The organism is Paenibacillus sp. FSL K6-4396 (assembly GCF_038002525.1).
In the GTDB taxonomy this organism is placed as follows: Bacteria; Bacillota; Bacilli; order Paenibacillales; family Paenibacillaceae; genus Paenibacillus; species Paenibacillus amylolyticus_B.
On record NZ_JBBOCR010000001.1, the window covers coordinates 1 to 19,572 of the forward strand.

The window sequence follows — 19,572 nt, forward strand, 5'->3', positions numbered from 1 at the left end:
GTGGACAGCCATACTTCTGATTTATGGCAGCAAATTTTATCAATCATACAAAACAAACTCAGCAAACCCAGCTTTGACACCTGGTTCAAAGCAACCAAAGCCACCAAGCTAAATGACCGTTCAATCGTCATTTCCGCACCAACCACGTTTGCCGTCGAATGGCTGGAGAGCCGTTACACGAAATTGGTTGGCTCGACGGTATACGAGTTGCTTGGCAAGCAAGTCGATGTGAAATTTGTCATCGAAGAGAACAAACCTGCTGAACCGGACCCGCAACTACCGGCGCCAACGCCTACAGTTGTACAGGAAGAAGCCGTACTCAGCATGCTGAATCCGAAATATACGTTCGATACATTTGTCATCGGGCCGGGCAACCGTTTTGCCCATGCCGCATCGCTGGCGGTCGCTGAAGCGCCCGCCAAAGCTTACAATCCTCTCTTTCTGTATGGAGGAGTAGGTCTCGGTAAAACTCACTTGATGCATGCGATCGGACACTATGTTCTGGAGCATGATCCGGGCAGCAAAGTCGTTTATTTGTCGTCTGAGAAATTCACGAACGAATTCATTAACTCAATCCGTGACAACCGCGGGGAGAGCTTCCGTAACAAATACCGGAGCGTCGACATTTTGCTCATTGATGATATTCAGTTCTTGGCGGGAAAAGAATCAACACAAGAGGAATTTTTCCATACGTTTAATGCGCTGCATGAGGAACGGAAGCAGATTATCATCTCCAGCGACAGACCACCAAAGGAAATTCCGACACTGGAAGAACGACTTCGTTCTCGCTTTGAATGGGGGTTAATTACGGATATCCAGCCTCCAGATTTGGAGACAAGGATTGCAATCTTGCGGAAAAAGGCACGTGCGGAAAACCTGGATATTCCGAATGAAGCGATGATGTACATTGCCAACCAGATTGACACCAACATCCGTGAACTGGAAGGCGCCCTGATTCGGGTCGTTGCTTATTCTTCACTGACTAATCAAGATGTAACCACTCATCTGGCAGCTGAAGCACTGAAGGATATTATTCCTTCCAGTCGTCCCAAAATGATCACTATTCATGACATCCAACAAAAGGTCGGCGAGTATTATAGCCTTAAGCTTGAAGATTTCAAAGCACGGAAACGGACCAAGGCAGTTGCTTTTCCAAGACAGATTGCCATGTATCTCTCTCGTGAACTGACAGACTTTTCTCTGCCCAAAATTGGGGAAGCATTCGGAGGACGAGATCACACCACTGTCATACATGCTCACGAAAAAATCTCCCAAGCGATTAAAAACGATCAGGATCTCTATAAAGTTATCAACAACTTAACCGAAAAAATAAAGAATCCAACCTGAACAAGTCCCAAGCCTATGCACAACGTATACACATGTGGATAGGCTTGGGTGTACGGGTTTATACCCACTTATCCACATATTCAGTGCCCCTATTACTATTATTACTAAAAAGATCTTAAAGATATCATCTCCAAAATAGCCATTTCGGAGCTTAGCCTTCGGCCTTTGAAAAACACCTTTTAACACCCCAACACCCAAAAAATCAGCTAGGAGTGAAACCATGAAAATCAGCATAATGAAAAACTACTTAAACGATTCCATACAGCAAGTATCCAAAGCGATCTCAAGCCGTACGACGATTCCGATTCTGAGCGGTATCAAATTCGACGTGAATCATCAAGGTGTAACGTTGACAGCAAGTGACACCGATATATCCATTCAATCCTTCATTCCGCTTGAAGATGGAGATAAAAGCGTAGTTCAGGTAGAACAACCCGGCAGTGTCGTTTTGCCAGCCAAGTTTTTCGTGGAGATCATCAAGAAGCTGCCATCACAGGAAGTGCACATGGAAGTCAAAGAGAACTTCAACACCTTTATCTCCGCAGGTGCTACCGAAATTCAACTGGTAGGTCTTGATCCGGAAGAATTCCCTGTACTGCCAAGCATCGAAGAAAACCAAACGGTCTCCATTCCAGGAGATTTGTTGAAAAATATGATCAAACAAACGGTCTTCTCCATTTCCACACATGAGACTACTCCAATCCTGACAGGTGTACTCTGGAGTTTGGGTGACAACGAATTGAAATTTGTGGCAACAGACCGTCACCGTCTTGCTACTCGATCAGCAATGCTGGATAATGCAGAAGGTATCCGCTTCAACAACGTGGTTATTTCCGGTAAAACGCTGAACGAGCTCAGCAAAATTGTTCCGGATCAAAATACCCTTGTGGATATCGTTGTTGCAGATAACCAGGTCCTGTTCAAAATCGACCGTGTATTGTTCTACTCCCGTATTTTGGACGGAACATATCCGGATACTTCTAGAATTATTCCAACGTCATACAAAACAGAACTTGTTTTAGATACAAAAAAATTAAGTGAATCCATTGACCGGGCTTATTTGCTGTCGCGTGAAGAGAAAACAAACATCGTGCGTATGCAAACGATGGATTCTGGATCCGTTGAAATTTCTTCAAGCTCTTCCGAGCTAGGTAAAGTAAGAGAAGAAATCGAACCTGCCGAGTTTACAGGAGATCCGTTAAAAATCTCGTTCAACTCCAAATACATGCTGGATGTACTGAAAGTTGTTGAAAGTGAGCAGCTGATGATCGCTTTTACAGGAGTCATGAGTCCAATTATCTTGAAACCGCTGGATGACAGTCACAGCCTTTACGTGATATTGCCATATCGAACGACCAACTAACGAAAGGAAGATCACAGTGAACCAAGTTACGATTCGTACGGAATATATTAAGCTTGATCAATTTTTGAAACTGGCTGATTGCATCCCAACTGGAGGTATGGCCAAAGCTCTGCTTCAGGAAGGACTTGTACGTGTGAATAAAGAGCCTGAGGAACGCCGGGGACGTAAGTTATACCCTGGGGATATCGTTGAAGTGGACGGAGAAGGCACATTCGAAGTTGCTGCAGAATAAGAAGACCAGTTCGATCCTGCTGCCTCCTGACGGACGGGATAAAAGGGAGGTTACCGCGTGTTTGTGAACAGCATTGATCTGCAGAATTTCCGCAATTATGAACATCTGAGACTGGATTCTTTTGGTCCCGTAAACTTGTTGATCGGGCAAAATGCCCAAGGAAAGACCAATCTTGCAGAGGCGATTTTTGTACTTGCACTCACCAAGAGCCACCGTACATCTCGTGACAAGGAGCTGATCCGTTTCGGTGAGGAACGTGCCAGACTTGCAGCAGAAGTTGACAAAAAGTACGGATCGGTCAAGCTTGAACTATCTTTGTCGCAACAAGGCAAAAAAGCAAAGATTAACGGCCTGGAGCAGCGCAAGTTAAGTGATTTTGTCGGAGCGCTCAATGTTGTGATGTTTGCACCGGAGGATCTGGAGATTGTAAAAGGCACACCGGGGGTCCGCCGCCGGTTTCTTGACATGGAGATTGGACAGGTTGCACCTGGTTACCTGTACCACCTGCAGCAATATCAAAAAGTGCTCGTTCAACGAAATAATTTGCTTAAGCAGCTATGGGGAAAAGGGGCATCGGCCCAGACCATGCTTGAGGTCTGGAACGAACAACTGGTCGAGCATGGTGTTAAAATCGTCAAAAAAAGGAAACAATTCATAAAGAAACTGCAAAAGTGGGCAGAAACGATTCATCAGGGGATTACCGGAGGCGGAGAAGTCTTGCGGCTGGCCTACCTTCCTTCCTTCAGCGAAGCCGCTGAGGAAGATGAAGCTGTCTTAATGGACCAATTTATGATAAAATTATCACAAATGAAAGAGCAGGAGATTCGCCGAGGCACAACCCTTAGTGGGCCGCATCGGGATGACCTGTCCTTTTTCATTAACGATCGGGAAGTACAAACATATGGCTCGCAGGGGCAGCAGCGCACAACGGCGTTGTCCCTTAAACTTGCGGAAATCGAACTTATTCACGAAGAAATCGGAGAATATCCGGTCCTGCTACTGGATGATGTTCTGTCAGAGCTGGACCCTTTTCGCCAGACGCAGCTGATCGAAACGTTCCAGAGCAAGGTGCAAACCTTTATTACAGCTACGGGCATCGAGAGCCTGAACGTTGACAAGCTCAAAGATGCCAGTATTTATCACGTTCATGCCGGACAGGTTGAACGCTAAGGAGTGAAGGGCTTATGTACATTCATCTGGGCGGTGAGAAGATCATCCGTTCTTCCGAATTGGTCGCTATTTTTGATATATCGATTGAAAAATCCTCAAAGATCTCCAAGCAGTATGTCACGCATGCCGAGCAGGAAAAAACAGTGGAACACATCGGCGAAGAGGAAGCCAAGTCCATTGTGGTGACCAAAAACATTGTGTACTACTCGCCTATTTCCTCAGCCACGCTGAAAAAGCGGGCTCACATTTTTCCGGATCTCTAGCGTTGTGTGGCATAAAAGATGTCACTTTTGCTGCTTGTCTTTAAATTTGAATAGCTGCTGAAATGAAGGACGTTGCCTATTTCAGCAAACAATTATTAGTTAACGCATATTTACGATATTGAATCTATAGAAGTAGGTGAAAGGCATGTCTATGAATCAACCGTCATATGATGCGAATGAAATTCAGGTCCTTGAAGGATTGGAAGCCGTACGGAAGCGTCCGGGCATGTATATCGGTTCCACCAGTTCCAAGGGCCTGCATCATCTGGTCTGGGAAGTAGTGGACAACAGTATTGACGAAGCGCTTGCAGGTTACTGCGACCACATTGAGGTCAGTATCCATGAAGACAATAGCGTGACTGTAGTCGATAACGGACGGGGTATTCCTGTCGGCGAACATACCAAAATGAAACGTCCTGCACTTGAGGTAGTTATGACTGTCCTCCATGCAGGGGGAAAATTTGGCGGCGGCGGATATAAAGTATCCGGTGGTTTGCATGGTGTTGGTGTGTCCGTTGTGAATGCACTCTCTGAAAAAGTGGTTGTAACGGTTAAACGTGAGGGACATATCTATCAACAGGAATATCGCCGTGGAGCTCCACAGTACGACCTGAAAGTGATCGGTACAACCGACGAAACAGGAACAACAGTTAGATTCCATCCGGACCCTGAAATTTTCACGGAAACAAGAGTTTATGAATATGACATCTTGCTGGCCCGTATTCGTGAGCTGGCGTTCCTGAACAAGGGTATTGGTCTTACACTGACGGATGAGCGTACAGGTGCAACCAACTCATTCCTGTATGAAGGCGGCATTATCGAATACGTCTCCTTCCTCAACCAGAAGCGCGAAGTACTGCATGAGAATCCAATTTACGTTGAAGGTTCCAGAGATAACATCCAGGTGGAAGTTGCCCTGCAATACAATGACAACTACACCGAGAATATCTATTCCTTCGCGAACAATATCAACACGCATGAGGGCGGAACGCATGAATCAGGTTTCAAGAGTGCCCTTACGCGGATTATCAATGACTACGCCCGTAAGGCGGGAGTTATCAAGGACAGCACGGGGAACCTTTCCGGGGATGACGTGCGTGAAGGTTTGACAGCTATTATTTCGGTCAAGATTCCGGAGCCGCAATTTGAAGGACAGACAAAAACCAAGCTGGGCAATAGCGAAGTGCGTGGAATTGTCGAATCCTTGTTTGCCGAGAAACTTCAGGAGTTCCTGGAGGAGAATCCTTCCGTATCCCGTCGCATTTTGGAAAAAGGTCTGCAAGCAGCACGTGCGCGTGAAGCTGCCCGTAAAGCTCGGGAACTGACACGTCGTAAAGGTGCACTCGAAGTAAGCTCACTTCCAGGTAAACTGGCAGACTGTTCATCCAAGGATGCTTCAATCAGCGAATTGTACATCGTCGAAGGTGACTCTGCAGGCGGATCAGCAAAGCAAGGCCGGGATCGTCATTTCCAAGCCATTTTGCCACTGCGTGGTAAGATTTTGAACGTGGAAAAAGCTCGTCTCGACCGGATCTTGGGTAATGCGGAGATTAGAGCAATTATTACGGCTATGGGTACGGGTATTGGTGATGACTTCGATATTGCCAAAGCACGCTATCACAAAATCATTTTGATGACCGATGCCGACGTTGATGGTGCTCATATCCGAACACTATTGCTGACGTTCCTGTATCGGTACATGCGTAAAATCATTGAGGCAGGTTATGTATATATTGCACAACCGCCATTGTTCAAGATTGAGCGTAACAAAGTGATTCGTTATGCCGGTTCCGAGAGAGAGCGCGATGAAATTATTGCAACGCTCGGCGAAAATGCGAAATTCAACGTTCAGCGTTACAAAGGTCTTGGCGAGATGAATGCCGGACAATTGTGGGAAACGACGATGGATCCGGAGAGTCGGACCATGATGCAAGTATCGATTAATGATGCCATACTTGCTGATACCATGTTTGACACCCTGATGGGGGATAACGTTGAACCGCGTCGTGACTTTATCCAGGAAAATGCAAAATACGTGAAAAACCTCGACATTTAACATATTCGAAGAGGCGCCTGAGAGGGCGCCTTTTTTATATTAGGGAAGGTAAGAACAGGGAAGGCGTAAACTTAGATCTCCCTATCCCATTGTTATCTGCGTACACGTTTTTTGGCAGATGAAGCCTTTGCTTTAGGGGATGGCCGGGAGCTCTTACCCTTTTTGGAGGGCAAACGACCGTACGCAATCGCATAACGTTTGATCTTCCGGTACGCCTCCTTGTCCGGTAATAAGCCAAAGGCGTAAATGCCTGGCAGTGTGTTGACTTCAAGAATCCAGGGACGCCCTGCTTCGTCTAGCGCAATATCAATACCAATCTCTTTGAGTCTTGGAAATGATGTTTGCAATTGCACAGCGGTATGAATACCTAAGCGGTACAGCTCAGTGCGAAGTTTCTTGAAGCCATCCTGGTGAAGATGGGGGAGTACGAGTTCTTCAAACGTGGCCAATCGCCCACCGCCATGAATGTTGGTGATGATTTTACCCGGGGCAGCAATACGTCCCAGAACACCTGTTGTTTCCCAGTTGTGCTGCAGATTTTTCTGAGTTAACACACGCAAGTCAAAAGGCAAATCTTCATGCTTCATCAGCGAGATTCCCTGTTGAATGATATACTCACGCTCCTGAATGCGATCATTCAGAACTCGTTCGAGTTCATCCAGGGAATGAAATGATCTCTCCTCTGTACCGTATTGGAGTTGATATGTTGTTGTGAGCTCGGTAGCTCTGGAGGTAATACCACTTGCTTCGAGTTCATCAGTTGGGTTCCGATCAATGGGTTCTTCCGGAACCTCTGCTTCTGTGGTGGGATCTTCGGAATTAACGACAGGTACGTATAAACGGGTTGTTTTCACCCGCATGACTCCATTACCGTAAGTACCACGGTCTGGTTTGATATAGTTGGACTCAAATAATTCAGTCATTCGTTCCAGAGTTTGACGACTATATTTTCGGGTGACTGGGATATATTCATTCACCATGCGACTGCGTTGTAACACAGTTGTTTTGGCCCATTTGCTGGAGACACGTTGGATACCCAAGATGCATCAGTCCTTTCATGTTTTGCTCAGTTCTTAAGAGGGAAAGACACGGAGAAATCAAAGGACAAGAGACGATTTCAGTGGTATAATAGAGAAATATGGCGTTTTGTGCGATGAGCTGCACAATTTGCAGTTTGATCGTAGGACGGGAATGGCTTTAGCCCCGGTAGGCACAGTACATATGCCGTTTTTCTAGCATTGTATGTGCAATTGGGGAGGAAGGCAGGGCGTATCCCCAGACACGCAGAAGTTCCCGGAAGAAAGGCTATTGCCCAGCGGACGTTTAATTATGTAACTTTTGTGAAAGTAATATAATAAAGAGTAGCGTTCTTGCGCGGTTTTAGCCTTGTTAGGCTTTTCACATATAATCAATTTTCTTGCATGACGGAATGGAACGTTTGTTGAAGGACAAGAAGGAGGTCCAGCATGGCGGAAGAAATGAACTCTCAGATTACAGATCGGGATATAGGCGTTGAGATGCGTGAATCGTTTATGGATTATGCGATGAGCATCATTGTTAGCCGTGCCTTACCTGACGTACGTGATGGATTGAAGCCGGTTCACCGGCGTATTCTGTACGCAATGTCAGAGCTCGGCATGACACCCGATAAACCACATAAAAAATCAGCCAGAATCGTCGGCGAAGTTATCGGTAAGTATCACCCACACGGTGACTCTGCTGTTTACGAGACGATGGTACGGATGGCACAGGATTTCTCCCTGCGTTATATGCATGTAGATGGACATGGTAACTTTGGATCGGTCGATGGTGATATGGCAGCAGCCATGCGTTATACCGAAGCACGTTTGTCCAAGATTGCTATGGAAATGCTCAGAGATATCAACAAGGATACGATTGATTTCCAACCGAACTATGACGGTGAAGAACATGAGCCAATCGTTCTGCCTGCTCGTTTTCCTAACTTGCTTGTCAATGGGGTCGGCGGGATCGCGGTAGGTATGGCTACCAATATTCCTCCTCATAACCTGGGTGAGGTCATTGATGGTGTACAGGCCATGATTCAAAATCCGGACATTACATCCATGGAACTCATGGATTACATTCAAGGACCAGACTTCCCTACGTCCGGCTACATTTTGGGCCGTTCAGGCATTCGCCAGGCGTATCAGACCGGACGTGGTTCAGTAACGATGCGGGCTAAAACCAACATCGAAGAGAATAACAACAAGGCACGAATTATCGTTACAGAGTTGCCTTATCAGGTAAACAAGGCGAGACTTGTTGAGAAAATCGCCGAGTTGGTACGTGATAAAAAGATTGATGGTATTACTGACCTTCGTGATGAGTCTGACCGTAATGGTATGCGGGTTGTAATTGAGCTTCGCAGAGACGTGAATCCGGGGGTTGTCCTGAACAACCTGTACAAACATACATCGATGCAATCCACTTTCGGGATTAACATGCTTGCGATTGTTAATAAAGAACCTAAAATCCTGAACTTGCGCGAAGTGTTGTATCACTACCTGCAGCATCAGATTGAGGTTATTCGCAGACGTACGCAGTTTGAACTGAAAAAGGCTGAAGCTCGTGCACACATTCTAGAAGGTTTACGTATTGCGCTGGATCATATCGACGAGATTATTACGTTGATTCGTTCATCAAGTAATGCGGATGCAGCAAGAGAAGGTTTGATTGAGCGCTTCTCACTCAGTCATGATCAGGCCCAAGCTATTCTCGATATGCGTTTGCAACGCCTCACAGGTCTGGAACGTGAACGTATTGAAAATGAATATAACGAACTGATGGTCAAAATCAGAGAGTATCGCGAAATTCTGGCCAATGAGCATCTGGTGCTTGAGATTATCAGTACGGAGCTACAAGAGATCCGCGACCGCTTCAGCGATGATCGCCGTACGGAGATCACTGTAGGTGAAGAGAGTATTCTGGATGAGGACCTGATTCCACGTGAAGAGGTTATCATTACGATTACTCATACAGGCTACGTGAAACGTCTGCCGGTATCCACATACCGCAGCCAGAAACGTGGTGGACGTGGGGTCGTTGGTATGGATACGAAAGATACCGACTTTGTCGAGCATCTGTTTGTGACCAACTCGCACAATTACCTCATGTTCTTCACTGACAAAGGTAAAGTGTATCGTCTCAAAGCGTACGAGATTCCAGAGCTTGGACGTACCGCACGGGGAACGCCGATTATCAACCTGATCCAGATCGAGCAGGGCGAATCGGTCAATGCCGTAATTCCGGTCCAGGAATTCGAAAGTGACAGATACTTGTTCTTTGCTACCCGCCAAGGGGTTGTGAAGAAGACGCCACTTGAGGATTACACCAATATTCGCAAAGGCGGCTTGATCGGTATTTCCTTACGTGATGATGACGTTCTGATCGATGTTAAGCTGACCGATGGATTGCAAGAGATCATCATGGGTACAGCTCACGGAATGTCTATTCGATTCTCGGAAGGTAACGTACGTTCCATGGGGCGTAGCGCAACCGGGGTCAAAGGGATTACCTTGGATGAACAGGACTCTGTTATCGGTATGGATGTAGTTGATAAAGAGCTTGATGTTCTGATCGTTACAGCCAAAGGTTACGGTAAACGTACACCTGTCAGTGATTATCGGATGCAGACTCGTGGCGGTAAAGGAATCAAGACTATTAATGTCACAGAGAAGAACGGCTCAGTAGTCAGCCTCAAAATGGTTAAAACCGAAGAGGATCTGATGATTATCACGTCCAGCGGTACGTTGATCCGGATGAGCATGGAAGGCATATCCACTATGGGTCGATACACGCAGGGTGTGAAGCTGATTCATATTCGTGACGAGGATTCAGTAGCTACAGTTAGCCGAATTGACAAAAATGAAGAGGAACCAGACGATGAGTCGCTTGAAGGCTTGGAAGGCGAGGAGTCCCAAGCTCCGGTAGTAAGCTTGGAAGAAGGCACCGTTTCTGACGCTGAGGTTAATGAAGTTGAGGGCGACGACGATTCCGGTTCGGAAGCATAAAATAGAATTTTATAAAGATTGATCTCTTTGAGATTGGAAGAAGATTGCGAGGGCTCCCACGGGGAGCCCTTTTGTTTGTATAAAGGAATCTCTTCTTTTATTCTTCCGAATCTGGGATGTACAGCCTGATTCCTGAGTAATATAATGGGAAATATCATGAAAAACCGGGACTATGGTCTTGTTTGTATTAACATAGAAGAACGATGAGTGAGGGGAATACACATGGGATTAATCACCCTGTCAGAAGTCAAACCAGGACTCAAACTTGGGAGTGATGTGCAAACACTTCGCGGCAACGTTCTGCTTCAGAAGGGAAAAGTCATTTTACCCAAGGATATGGAAGTGCTCAAAGCCTTTATGATTCAACAGGTAGATATTGAACAAGAAAGAACGGTGTCGAGTAGTACAGGAACCAAAGGTGCATCTGTGTCCGCAGGAAGTTCTGCCAATGACAACAATGGTGAACGGGCAGGGAAGACAGGAAACGTCACCACAGCTCCTGTAGTAACGTCTTTGCAGGATGAGTATGAGAAGATGGTCGGACTAACCAAAAATGCTTTCCTGTCCTCTCTGGCGGCTGAATTACCGGTCTATGAGTTACGTACACAGTTGGAGGCAGTGTTTGCACATCTCAAACAATATAATGTGCTTACCTTCAGTCCACGAGTAATGCAAGAACATGATTATGTATATCACCATGCCGTACTGAGTGCGATCACATCCTATCAACTGGCTCAATGGATCGATCTCCCCTCCAAGGATTGGATGCAAGTGGCTTTTGCAGGCTTGTTCCATGATATTGGTAACAACAAGGTAGATCCGCAGATACTCCATAAACCATCCACGTTGACGGCTACAGAGCAGGAAGAGATTCGTCAGCATACGAAGTATGGCTATCAGATCCTTAAACAGGCAAAGGCCATTAATGAGGGAGCCAGACTTGCAGCTTTGCAGCATCATGAAAAAGTGGATGGATCAGGCTACCCGTTGCAGCTTAGTGGGACGCAGATTCATATTTATGCCAAGATTGTAGCTATCGCTGATATTTTCCACGCCATGACGCTGGAGAAGATCTACCGCAAGGCACAATCACCATACCTAGTCCTAGAACAGATCCAAAGTGAGGCATTTGGGAAACTGGACCCTGCAATCGTAAGTGTATTTGTTCAACGGTCGACCCAGATCCATAATGGCATCCGAGTGAAACTCAGCAATAACCAAATTGGAGAGATCGTATTCTCTGATCGAGATCATCCTACACGGCCTATGGTGTCAGTAGAAGGAAACATCGTTAATCTTATGCAGCAACGGCAGCTTCACATCCAAGAGGTTATCGGATAACAATAGATATTAAAGGAACTTGATGAGAGGGTCTTTCTTTTATAGAGAGGCCTTTTACGTGAGATAAATGTGGAAATGTAGAAAAAAACAGAAAGATTATAGAAAGATATATAATTACTCAAAAAAAGACTTGCATTCAATAACTGTACATGGTATATTCTAATTCCGGCCAAGAAAACACGGTTTACACGGTGCGGCAAGCCAATGAAATAAGCTTCGAAAGAAACTTAAAAAAGAGCTTGCAAAGTTGGTTCGGATGTGATAAGATATAAAAGTTGCTGAAGAGAACAACATTCGGTAACAAAAATAAGTTTGATCTTTGAAAACTGAACAACGAGTGAGTAAACATTCTGCTTGCAGAATGAACGCGAAAGTTTGAAACAAGCCTTGGCTTGGATCGACTGGAGCACAAATGAGATTTTTAATCTCGTCAGATTCAAAATGAGCTTATCGCTCTTTTCAATACTTTATTGGAGAGTTTGATCCTGGCTCAGGACGAACGCTGGCGGCATGCCTAATACATGCAAGTCGAGCGGAGTTGATAGGAAGCTTGCTTCCTTGATACTTAGCGGCGGACGGGTGAGTAACACGTAGGCAACCTGCCCTCAAGTTTGGGACAACTACCGGAAACGGTAGCTAATACCGAATAATTGTTTTCTTCGCCTGAAGGAAACTGGAAAGACGGAGCAATCTGTCACTTGGGGATGGGCCTGCGGCGCATTAGCTAGTTGGTGAGGTAACGGCTCACCAAGGCGACGATGCGTAGCCGACCTGAGAGGGTGATCGGCCACACTGGGACTGAGACACGGCCCAGACTCCTACGGGAGGCAGCAGTAGGGAATCTTCCGCAATGGGCGAAAGCCTGACGGAGCAATGCCGCGTGAGTGATGAAGGTTTTCGGATCGTAAAGCTCTGTTGCCAGGGAAGAACGCTTGGGAGAGTAACTGCTCTCAAGGTGACGGTACCTGAGAAGAAAGCCCCGGCTAACTACGTGCCAGCAGCCGCGGTAATACGTAGGGGGCAAGCGTTGTCCGGAATTATTGGGCGTAAAGCGCGCGCAGGCGGTCATTTAAGTCTGGTGTTTAATCCCGGGGCTCAACCCCGGATCGCACTGGAAACTGGGTGACTTGAGTGCAGAAGAGGAGAGTGGAATTCCACGTGTAGCGGTGAAATGCGTAGATATGTGGAGGAACACCAGTGGCGAAGGCGACTCTCTGGGCTGTAACTGACGCTGAGGCGCGAAAGCGTGGGGAGCAAACAGGATTAGATACCCTGGTAGTCCACGCCGTAAACGATGAGTGCTAGGTGTTAGGGGTTTCGATACCCTTGGTGCCGAAGTTAACACATTAAGCACTCCGCCTGGGGAGTACGGTCGCAAGACTGAAACTCAAAGGAATTGACGGGGACCCGCACAAGCAGTGGAGTATGTGGTTTAATTCGAAGCAACGCGAAGAACCTTACCAGGTCTTGACATCCCTCTGACCGATACAGAGATGTATCTTTCCTTCGGGACAGAGGAGACAGGTGGTGCATGGTTGTCGTCAGCTCGTGTCGTGAGATGTTGGGTTAAGTCCCGCAACGAGCGCAACCCTTATATTTAGTTGCCAGCACTTCGGGTGGGCACTCTAGATAGACTGCCGGTGACAAACCGGAGGAAGGTGGGGATGACGTCAAATCATCATGCCCCTTATGACCTGGGCTACACACGTACTACAATGGCCGGTACAACGGGCTGCGAAATCGCGAGATGGAGCCAATCCCAACAAAGCCGGTCTCAGTTCGGATTGCAGGCTGCAACTCGCCTGCATGAAGTCGGAATTGCTAGTAATCGCGGATCAGCATGCCGCGGTGAATACGTTCCCGGGTCTTGTACACACCGCCCGTCACACCACGAGAGTTTATAACACCCGAAGTCGGTGGGGTAACCGCAAGGAGCCAGCCGCCGAAGGTGGGATAGATGATTGGGGTGAAGTCGTAACAAGGTAGCCGTATCGGAAGGTGCGGCTGGATCACCTCCTTTCTATGGAGAATCGTTTCCTGCAACGGAAACATTCAAATAAGCAGCTTAGCTGCAAAACACTCACTCGTTGCTCAGTTTTGAGAGCTCAAACTCTCAAAACAGCTTGCTTTTGCATGGAGCTTGTTCTTTGAAAACTAGATATCGAAACGAAACAAACGCGAATTAGAACATTCCTTTTTAGCTGAACTTGTGTTAAACAAGTTTAATAAATTGGTACTTAATTGCTTTTGCGATGGTATTGGATGGGAGTGACTTTTGGCTTTGGACGTAGTCCAAAACAAGGGAAGCGAGCAGCCAAAACCGGAGCAAACTGGTTAAGCTACTAAGAGCACACGGAGGATGCCTAGGCGCTAGGAGCCGATGAAGGACGTGGCGAACAACGAAACTGCCTCGGGGAGCTGTAAGCAAGCTTTGATCCGGGGGTGTCCGAATGGGGAAACCCAGCTGGGGTAATTTCCAGTTACTCACAACTGAATACATAGGTTGTGCAGAGGCATACCAGGGGAACTGAAACATCTAAGTACCCTGAGGAAGAGAAAACAATAGTGATTCCGTCAGTAGCGGCGAGCGAACGCGGAGAAGCCCAAACCAGAGAGCTTGCTCTTTGGGGTTGTGGGACGTCTCACATGGAGTTACAAAGGAACCGGTTAAGCGAAGAGGTCTGGAAAGGCCCGCCAAAGAAGGTAAAAGCCCTGTAGTTGAAAGTTGGTTCCCTCCGAGACGGATCCCGAGTAGTGCGGGGCACGTGAAACCCCGTATGAATCCGGCAGGACCATCTGCCAAGGCTAAATACTTCCTAGCGACCGATAGTGAAGCAGTACCGTGAGGGAAAGGTGAAAAGCACCCCGGAAGGGGAGTGAAATAGAACCTGAAACCGTGTGCTTACAAAAAGTCAGAGCCCGTTTTAGGGGTGATGGCGTGCCTTTTGTAGAATGAACCGGCGAGTTACGTTCCCGTGCAAGGTTAAGGTGAAGAGCCGGAGCCGCAGCGAAAGCGAGTCTGAATAGGGCGACTTAGTACGTGGACGTAGACCCGAAACCGGGTGATCTACCCCTGTCCAGGGTGAAGGTGCGGTAACACGCACTGGAGGCCCGAACCCACGCATGTTGAAAAATGCGGGGATGAGGTGGGGGTAGCGGAGAAATTCCAATCGAACTCGGAGATAGCTGGTTCTCCCCGAAATAGCTTTAGGGCTAGCCTCGGAAAACAGAGTCGTGGAGGTAGAGCACTGATTGGGTGCGGGGCCCGCAAGGGTTACCAAGCTCAGTCAAACTCCGAATGCCATAGACTTACTTCCGGGAGTCAGACAGTGAGTGCTAAGATCCATTGTCAAAAGGGAAACAGCCCAGACCATCAGCTAAGGTCCCCAAGTGTGTGTTAAGTGGGAAAGGATGTGGAGTTGCACAGACAACCAGGATGTTGGCTTAGAAGCAGCCACCATTGAAAGAGTGCGTAATAGCTCACTGGTCGAGTGACTCTGCGCCGAAAATGTAACGGGGCTAAACACACCACCGAAGCTATGGCTTGATGCTTTGCATCAGGGGTAGGGGAGCGTTGTATAAGGGTTGAAGGTGTACCGTAAGGAGCGCTGGACATTATACAAGTGAGAATGCCGGTATGAGTAACGAAAAGATCAGTGAGAATCTGATCCGCCGAAAGCCTAAGGGTTCCTGAGGAAGGCTCGTCCGCTCAGGGTAAGTCGGGACCTAAGGCGAGGCCGAAAGGCGTAGTCGAAGGACAACAGGTCGAAATTCCTGTACCACCGTAAGCCGTTATGAGCAATGGGGGGACGCAGTAGGGTAGTGACGCGGACTGATGGATGTCCGTCTAAGCAGTAAGGCTGATGTGTAGGCAAATCCGCACATTGTAAGGCTGAGCTGTGATGGGGAGCGAAAATTGTAGTAGCGAAGGTCATGATCTCACACTGCCAAGAAAAGCCTCTAGCCAGGTGAAGGTGCCCGTACCGCAAACCGACACAGGTAGGCGAGAAGAGTATTCTAAGGCGCGCGGAAGAACTCTCGTTAAGGAACTCGGCAAAATGACCCCGTAACTTCGGGAGAAGGGGTGCCCCGGTAGTGTGAATAGCACGAGGGGGCCGCAGTGAAAAGGCCCAAGCGACTGTTTAGCAAAAACACAGGTCTGTGCGAAGCCGTAAGGCGAAGTATACGGGCTGACGCCTGCCCGGTGCTGGAAGGTTAAGGGGAGTGGTTAGGAGCAATCCGAAGCTGTGAACCGAAGCCCCAGTAAACGGCGGCCGTAACTATAACGGTCCTAAGGTAGCGAAATTCCTTGTCAGGTAAATTCTGACCCGCACGAATGGCGTAACGACTTGGGCGCTGTCTCAACGAGAGATCCGGTGAAATTTTAATACCTGTGAAGATGCAGGTTACCCGCGACAAGACGGAAAGACCCCATGGAGCTTTACTGCAGCTTGATATTGAATTTGGGTACGATCTGTACAGGATAGGTGGGAGCCTTTGAAGCATGAGCGCCAGCTTGTGTGGAGGCAACGTTGGGATACCACCCTGATCGTATCTAGGTTCTAACCTGGTACCGTAATCCGGTGCGGGGACAGTGTCAGGTGGGCAGTTTGACTGGGGCGGTCGCCTCCTAAAGAGTAACGGAGGCGCCCAAAGGTTCCCTCAGAATGGTTGGAAATCATTCGAAGAGTGCAAAGGCATAAGGGAGCTTGACTGCGAGACCTACAAGTCGAGCAGGGACGAAAGTCGGGCTTAGTGATCCGGTGGTACCGCATGGAAGGGCCATCGCTCAACGGATAAAAGCTACCCTGGGGATAACAGGCTTATCTCCCCCAAGAGTCCACATCGACGGGGAGGTTTGGCACCTCGATGTCGGCTCATCGCATCCTGGGGCTGAAGTAGGTCCCAAGGGTTGGGCTGTTCGCCCATTAAAGCGGTACGCGAGCTGGGTTCAGAACGTCGTGAGACAGTTCGGTCCCTATCTGTCGTGGGCGTAGGAAATTTGAGAGGAGCTGTCCTTAGTACGAGAGGACCGGGATGGACGTACCGCTGGTGTACCAGTTGTTCCGCCAGGAGCACCGCTGGGTAGCTATGTACGGACGGGATAAACGCTGAAAGCATCTAAGCGTGAAGCCCCCCTCAAGATGAGATTTCCCAGTATGTAAGACCCCTTGAAGACGACGAGGTAGATAGGCTGGGGGTGGAAGTGCAGCAATGCATGGAGCTGACCAGTACTAATCGGTCGAGGGCTTATCCAATAGCAAGTGATAATTCGCATGTTTCGTTTCGAATCTAGTTTTCAGAGAACGATCTCTGAAATGTAAGCACAGCTATGCGTTTGGTGGCGATGGCGGAGGGGTTCCACACGTACCCATCCCGAACACGACCGTTAAGCCCTCTAGCGCCGATGGTACTTGGACCGCAGGGTCCTGGGAGAGTAGGACGCCGCCAAGCGAAGAACCACTGCCGATGTTATTCGGTGGTGGTTTTTATTTGTTTATAAGGATTAAGTATGATAAGTGGAAGCTCTGACATGATCGATACTGGAAGGTAACATTTTTGTTACGGATAACAGCGGCAAAACCAGTATAATAGGACTATGTTAAATATGCTAAAAGTACCTGACCACAGAGCTGGAATGTGCAGCTGTGAAAAGGAGGGTGTGTGTGTTAAGTTGGCGGAGACTTGGACTACAATCATTTCTGTTGCTTTGTTTGACCGTTGTTCTAGCAGGATGCGGTGAAGCATCAGGATCTGTATGGACTTCATATGAAGGTGCGGTGAACGAGAAGAGTTTTCCGGTGCCTAAAGTAGCGAATAAATCTGACCAGTCTGAAAATAATTCGGACATGGATTATGTTCGATATACGCTGTCTGGTATTAGTGAGAGTACTAGCTTGCCTGAGGTATATCTAGACGAGATTAAAAGCTGGGGTTGGACAGAGAGGCAAGCCAAGGGTACATCCAATGAATCCAGTACCTTGCGTGTATTTGCAAAGGAAGGACATACTGTGCATTTAGCAGTACATGATGGTTCCTTTACACTAATGGTTCCTAGAAATGATGCTACTCAAACGACAGTTAAATCATTGGCTGAAGACGATTGAGCTGTTGCGGGTAAGGTTGTATATGATTAATTAACGTTGTGATGTTCCTTAAAATATAGTAAAGTTCCCGTGTACTTGAACGGGGGCTTTTTGTTATTTAGCGAAGTAGGCTTTAGTAATGATGGGAGAAGCTATCACGTATGGTGGATCAGAGGTCATACAGGTTCAGAAGGAATGGAGCAGCGGGAGGAAAAGAGGAGAAGAACGGAGACTCGAATGGGGATAACTCATTTTACTATACCCATACTGTGGATAATGGATGAGAAAGGAACAATAAATAAAGGTTATCCACAGTGGATAACCTTTATTTGAGCATGTGAGGCTGAGTCAACTGAACGATACAACGATCATGTTTTTGTATCAGATTATTCGAAGGGCTCAGCGGTTATGTATTACAAGTAAGTGAATTACATTGAGTACTGCATAAATGAGGGAGTGTTATTGCAGATAGTATGAGACATCTTGTTCATTCAATTTGATAAGTCCGTCTTTGCGCTCGCGGGAGAGAACCATTACAACATATAAGCGAGGGCCCAGCAACCACAAATGCCAGAAGATCAGCGAGAGGGTGAAGGACAATGGCGACCATATCAAACATACTGTAATGATACATAGTCCAATCCAGCTCATGTTAAGGTGTACCCGGACAAACATACGGAAGCTAAAATGCTGATCAGGGATATAACCTAACCAGGGCATACGCAGATTCCAGCGCCAGCGTTTGGCGTAAGATGTACGGACCAGAAGTAATATGGTTCTGGCGATGACATAATGAATCCAGATGGTGATTGGACCTGCCAGTACAAAAAAGAAGAGGCCAGTCCAGGAGAATGCGAGTAGATTGAATAAGAGCATGATGACCGGCAGACACAGATAGCTGTAAATGACACTGCGGGCGATAGCCTTTTTTTTCAGAAGCCGGTATTGATAAAATGTTGCTTTATTCTCCGGTTCGGCGATCATACGATTATATATCCTCCTTCGGATTCACGTTTGTGTGGGGTAGGTATTCATTGTTCTTACACGAGTAAAAGGGAATGAATCATGCATGTATGTATATGAACCTTGTATCTCACACCATGACGATTGTACAAGATATTGAGATTCGACGGAGCTTATCTCAGTATACTCCCGAATACACGGGCTGTCAGGCTTTGATATCGCTATCATGTATTATATATCGGCTGGGATTCCAAGTTTTTTTAAGGAAATTAAATATAAGTTTGAGTCAGGCCAAGAGATACGTGATGTAGAGGTAAATGCGATGGATTGTAGGAGTACTGTATATAAATAAGCAGGTGAATGTTCTTGTAGGGAGTTGAATGTATTTTTCGGTACAGACACCCACGAGGGGGTGGGCGAATATATATATTTTATAGAAAGAAAGCACTATGAAAATGTTTAAAATAATAGAAACTGTGCAATACTGATAGTAAACGTAAAACAAGGTGGGATGGTTCATGGAAGAACATGCCGAACACACATGTATTATCTGCGAGCAAAGAAAAAGAGAAGGCATTTTTATTGTATCTGAATTCATATGTGACACTTGTGAAGCAGAAATGGTTCATACCGACGCGCAGGATGCCAAGTACAATTATTTTATTCATCAAATGAAGCAAATTTGGGTACAAAAAAACGCATAATGAATGTTGCTAATAG

General features: G+C 47.0%; 12 protein-coding genes and 3 rRNA genes. 13 read left to right on the top strand and 2 right to left on the bottom strand.

The annotated features are described in order from the left end of the window. From dnaA to gyrB, 6 genes are all read left to right on the top strand, one after another. Positions 1–1,347: chromosomal replication initiator protein DnaA (gene dnaA, locus MHB85_RS00005; RefSeq protein ID WP_301289659.1), on the top strand; the 1,347-nt coding region annotated here is incomplete at its 5' end. 220 nt (positions 1,348–1,567) lie between these two features. After that, positions 1,568–2,710, top strand: a complete 1,143-nt coding sequence (dnaN, locus tag MHB85_RS00010; RefSeq protein ID WP_091012188.1) for a DNA polymerase III subunit beta — start codon at positions 1,568–1,570, stop codon at positions 2,708–2,710. Between the two features lie 16 nt (positions 2,711–2,726). Further along, positions 2,727–2,942, top strand: coding sequence for a S4 domain-containing protein YaaA (yaaA, locus tag MHB85_RS00015; RefSeq protein ID WP_036611994.1), 216 nt, complete (start codon positions 2,727–2,729; stop codon positions 2,940–2,942). 57 nt (positions 2,943–2,999) lie between these two features. Continuing rightward, positions 3,000–4,112 carry a DNA replication/repair protein RecF gene (gene recF, locus MHB85_RS00020; RefSeq protein WP_017691406.1) on the top strand — a complete coding sequence of 371 codons (1,113 nt, stop codon included), beginning with the start codon at positions 3,000–3,002 and terminating at the stop codon, positions 4,110–4,112. 14 nt (positions 4,113–4,126) lie between these two features. Further along, positions 4,127–4,375 (top strand): extracellular matrix regulator RemB, encoded by a 249-nt coding sequence (gene remB, locus MHB85_RS00025; protein WP_017691405.1) that lies wholly within the window; start codon positions 4,127–4,129, stop codon positions 4,373–4,375. A 145-nt stretch (positions 4,376–4,520) separates the two neighbouring features. Continuing rightward, positions 4,521–6,431, top strand: a complete 1,911-nt coding sequence (gyrB, locus tag MHB85_RS00030; RefSeq protein WP_047841032.1) for a DNA topoisomerase (ATP-hydrolyzing) subunit B — start codon at positions 4,521–4,523, stop codon at positions 6,429–6,431. A gap of 92 nt (positions 6,432–6,523) precedes the next feature. Here gyrB and MHB85_RS00035 read toward each other — a convergent pair whose 3' ends face one another. After that, positions 6,524–7,471: a YheC/YheD family protein gene (locus MHB85_RS00035; RefSeq protein WP_192136363.1), complete on the bottom strand. Its 948-nt coding sequence runs from the start codon at positions 7,469–7,471 to the stop codon at positions 6,524–6,526. A 426-nt stretch (positions 7,472–7,897) separates the two neighbouring features. Between MHB85_RS00035 and gyrA the strand changes: the two genes are divergently transcribed. The 6 genes from gyrA to MHB85_RS00065 all read left to right on the top strand — a co-directional run bounded on the left by gyrA (position 7,898) and on the right by MHB85_RS00065 (position 17,910). Continuing rightward, entirely contained in the window at positions 7,898–10,462 is a 2,565-nt protein-coding gene (gene gyrA, locus MHB85_RS00040; RefSeq protein ID WP_091012183.1) for a DNA gyrase subunit A, read from the top strand. A 222-nt stretch (positions 10,463–10,684) separates the two neighbouring features. Continuing rightward, positions 10,685–11,803: an HD-GYP domain-containing protein gene (locus MHB85_RS00045; protein ID WP_192136364.1), complete on the top strand. Its 1,119-nt coding sequence runs from the start codon at positions 10,685–10,687 to the stop codon at positions 11,801–11,803. Positions 11,804–12,270: 467 nt separating this feature from the next. After that, positions 12,271–13,823, top strand: a 16S ribosomal RNA gene (locus MHB85_RS00050). Positions 13,824–14,135: 312 nt separating this feature from the next. Then, positions 14,136–17,061 (top strand): 23S ribosomal RNA (locus MHB85_RS00055). A 79-nt stretch (positions 17,062–17,140) separates the two neighbouring features. Next, a 5S ribosomal RNA gene (gene rrf / locus MHB85_RS00060) occupies positions 17,141–17,257 on the top strand. The 16S, 23S and 5S rRNA genes sit together here, the layout of an rRNA operon. Positions 17,258–17,469: 212 nt before the next feature. After that, positions 17,470–17,910: a hypothetical protein gene (locus MHB85_RS00065; protein ID WP_017691399.1), complete on the top strand. Its 441-nt coding sequence runs from the start codon at positions 17,470–17,472 to the stop codon at positions 17,908–17,910. A 438-nt stretch (positions 17,911–18,348) separates the two neighbouring features. Here the strand turns inward: MHB85_RS00065 and MHB85_RS00070 are convergent, their stop codons facing one another. Next, a complete protein-coding gene (locus MHB85_RS00070; protein WP_076216777.1) occupies positions 18,349–18,873 on the bottom strand; it encodes a hypothetical protein in 525 nt (174 codons plus the stop codon). 497 nt (positions 18,874–19,370) lie between these two features. Between MHB85_RS00070 and MHB85_RS00075 the strand changes: the two genes are divergently transcribed. Beyond that, positions 19,371–19,556: a sigma factor G inhibitor Gin gene (locus tag MHB85_RS00075; protein ID WP_017691396.1), complete on the top strand. Its 186-nt coding sequence runs from the start codon at positions 19,371–19,373 to the stop codon at positions 19,554–19,556. Positions 19,557–19,572: the final 16 nt, after the last annotated feature.

Bases quoted from the DNA above. Each gene is read 5' to 3' on its own strand.
- dnaN (WP_091012188.1), top strand. From the start codon at position 1,568: ATGAAAATCAGCATAATGAAAAACTACTTAAACGATTCCATACAGCAA.
- remB (WP_017691405.1), top strand. From the start codon at position 4,127: ATGTACATTCATCTGGGCGGTGAGAAGATCATCCGTTCTTCCGAATTG.
- gyrB (WP_047841032.1), top strand. From the start codon at position 4,521: ATGTCTATGAATCAACCGTCATATGATGCGAATGAAATTCAGGTCCTT.
- gyrA (WP_091012183.1), top strand. From the start codon at position 7,898: ATGGCGGAAGAAATGAACTCTCAGATTACAGATCGGGATATAGGCGTT.
- MHB85_RS00045 (WP_192136364.1), top strand. From the start codon at position 10,685: ATGGGATTAATCACCCTGTCAGAAGTCAAACCAGGACTCAAACTTGGG.
- MHB85_RS00070 (WP_076216777.1), bottom strand. From the start codon at position 18,873: ATGATCGCCGAACCGGAGAATAAAGCAACATTTTATCAATACCGGCTT.
- MHB85_RS00075 (WP_017691396.1), top strand. From the start codon at position 19,371: ATGGAAGAACATGCCGAACACACATGTATTATCTGCGAGCAAAGAAAA.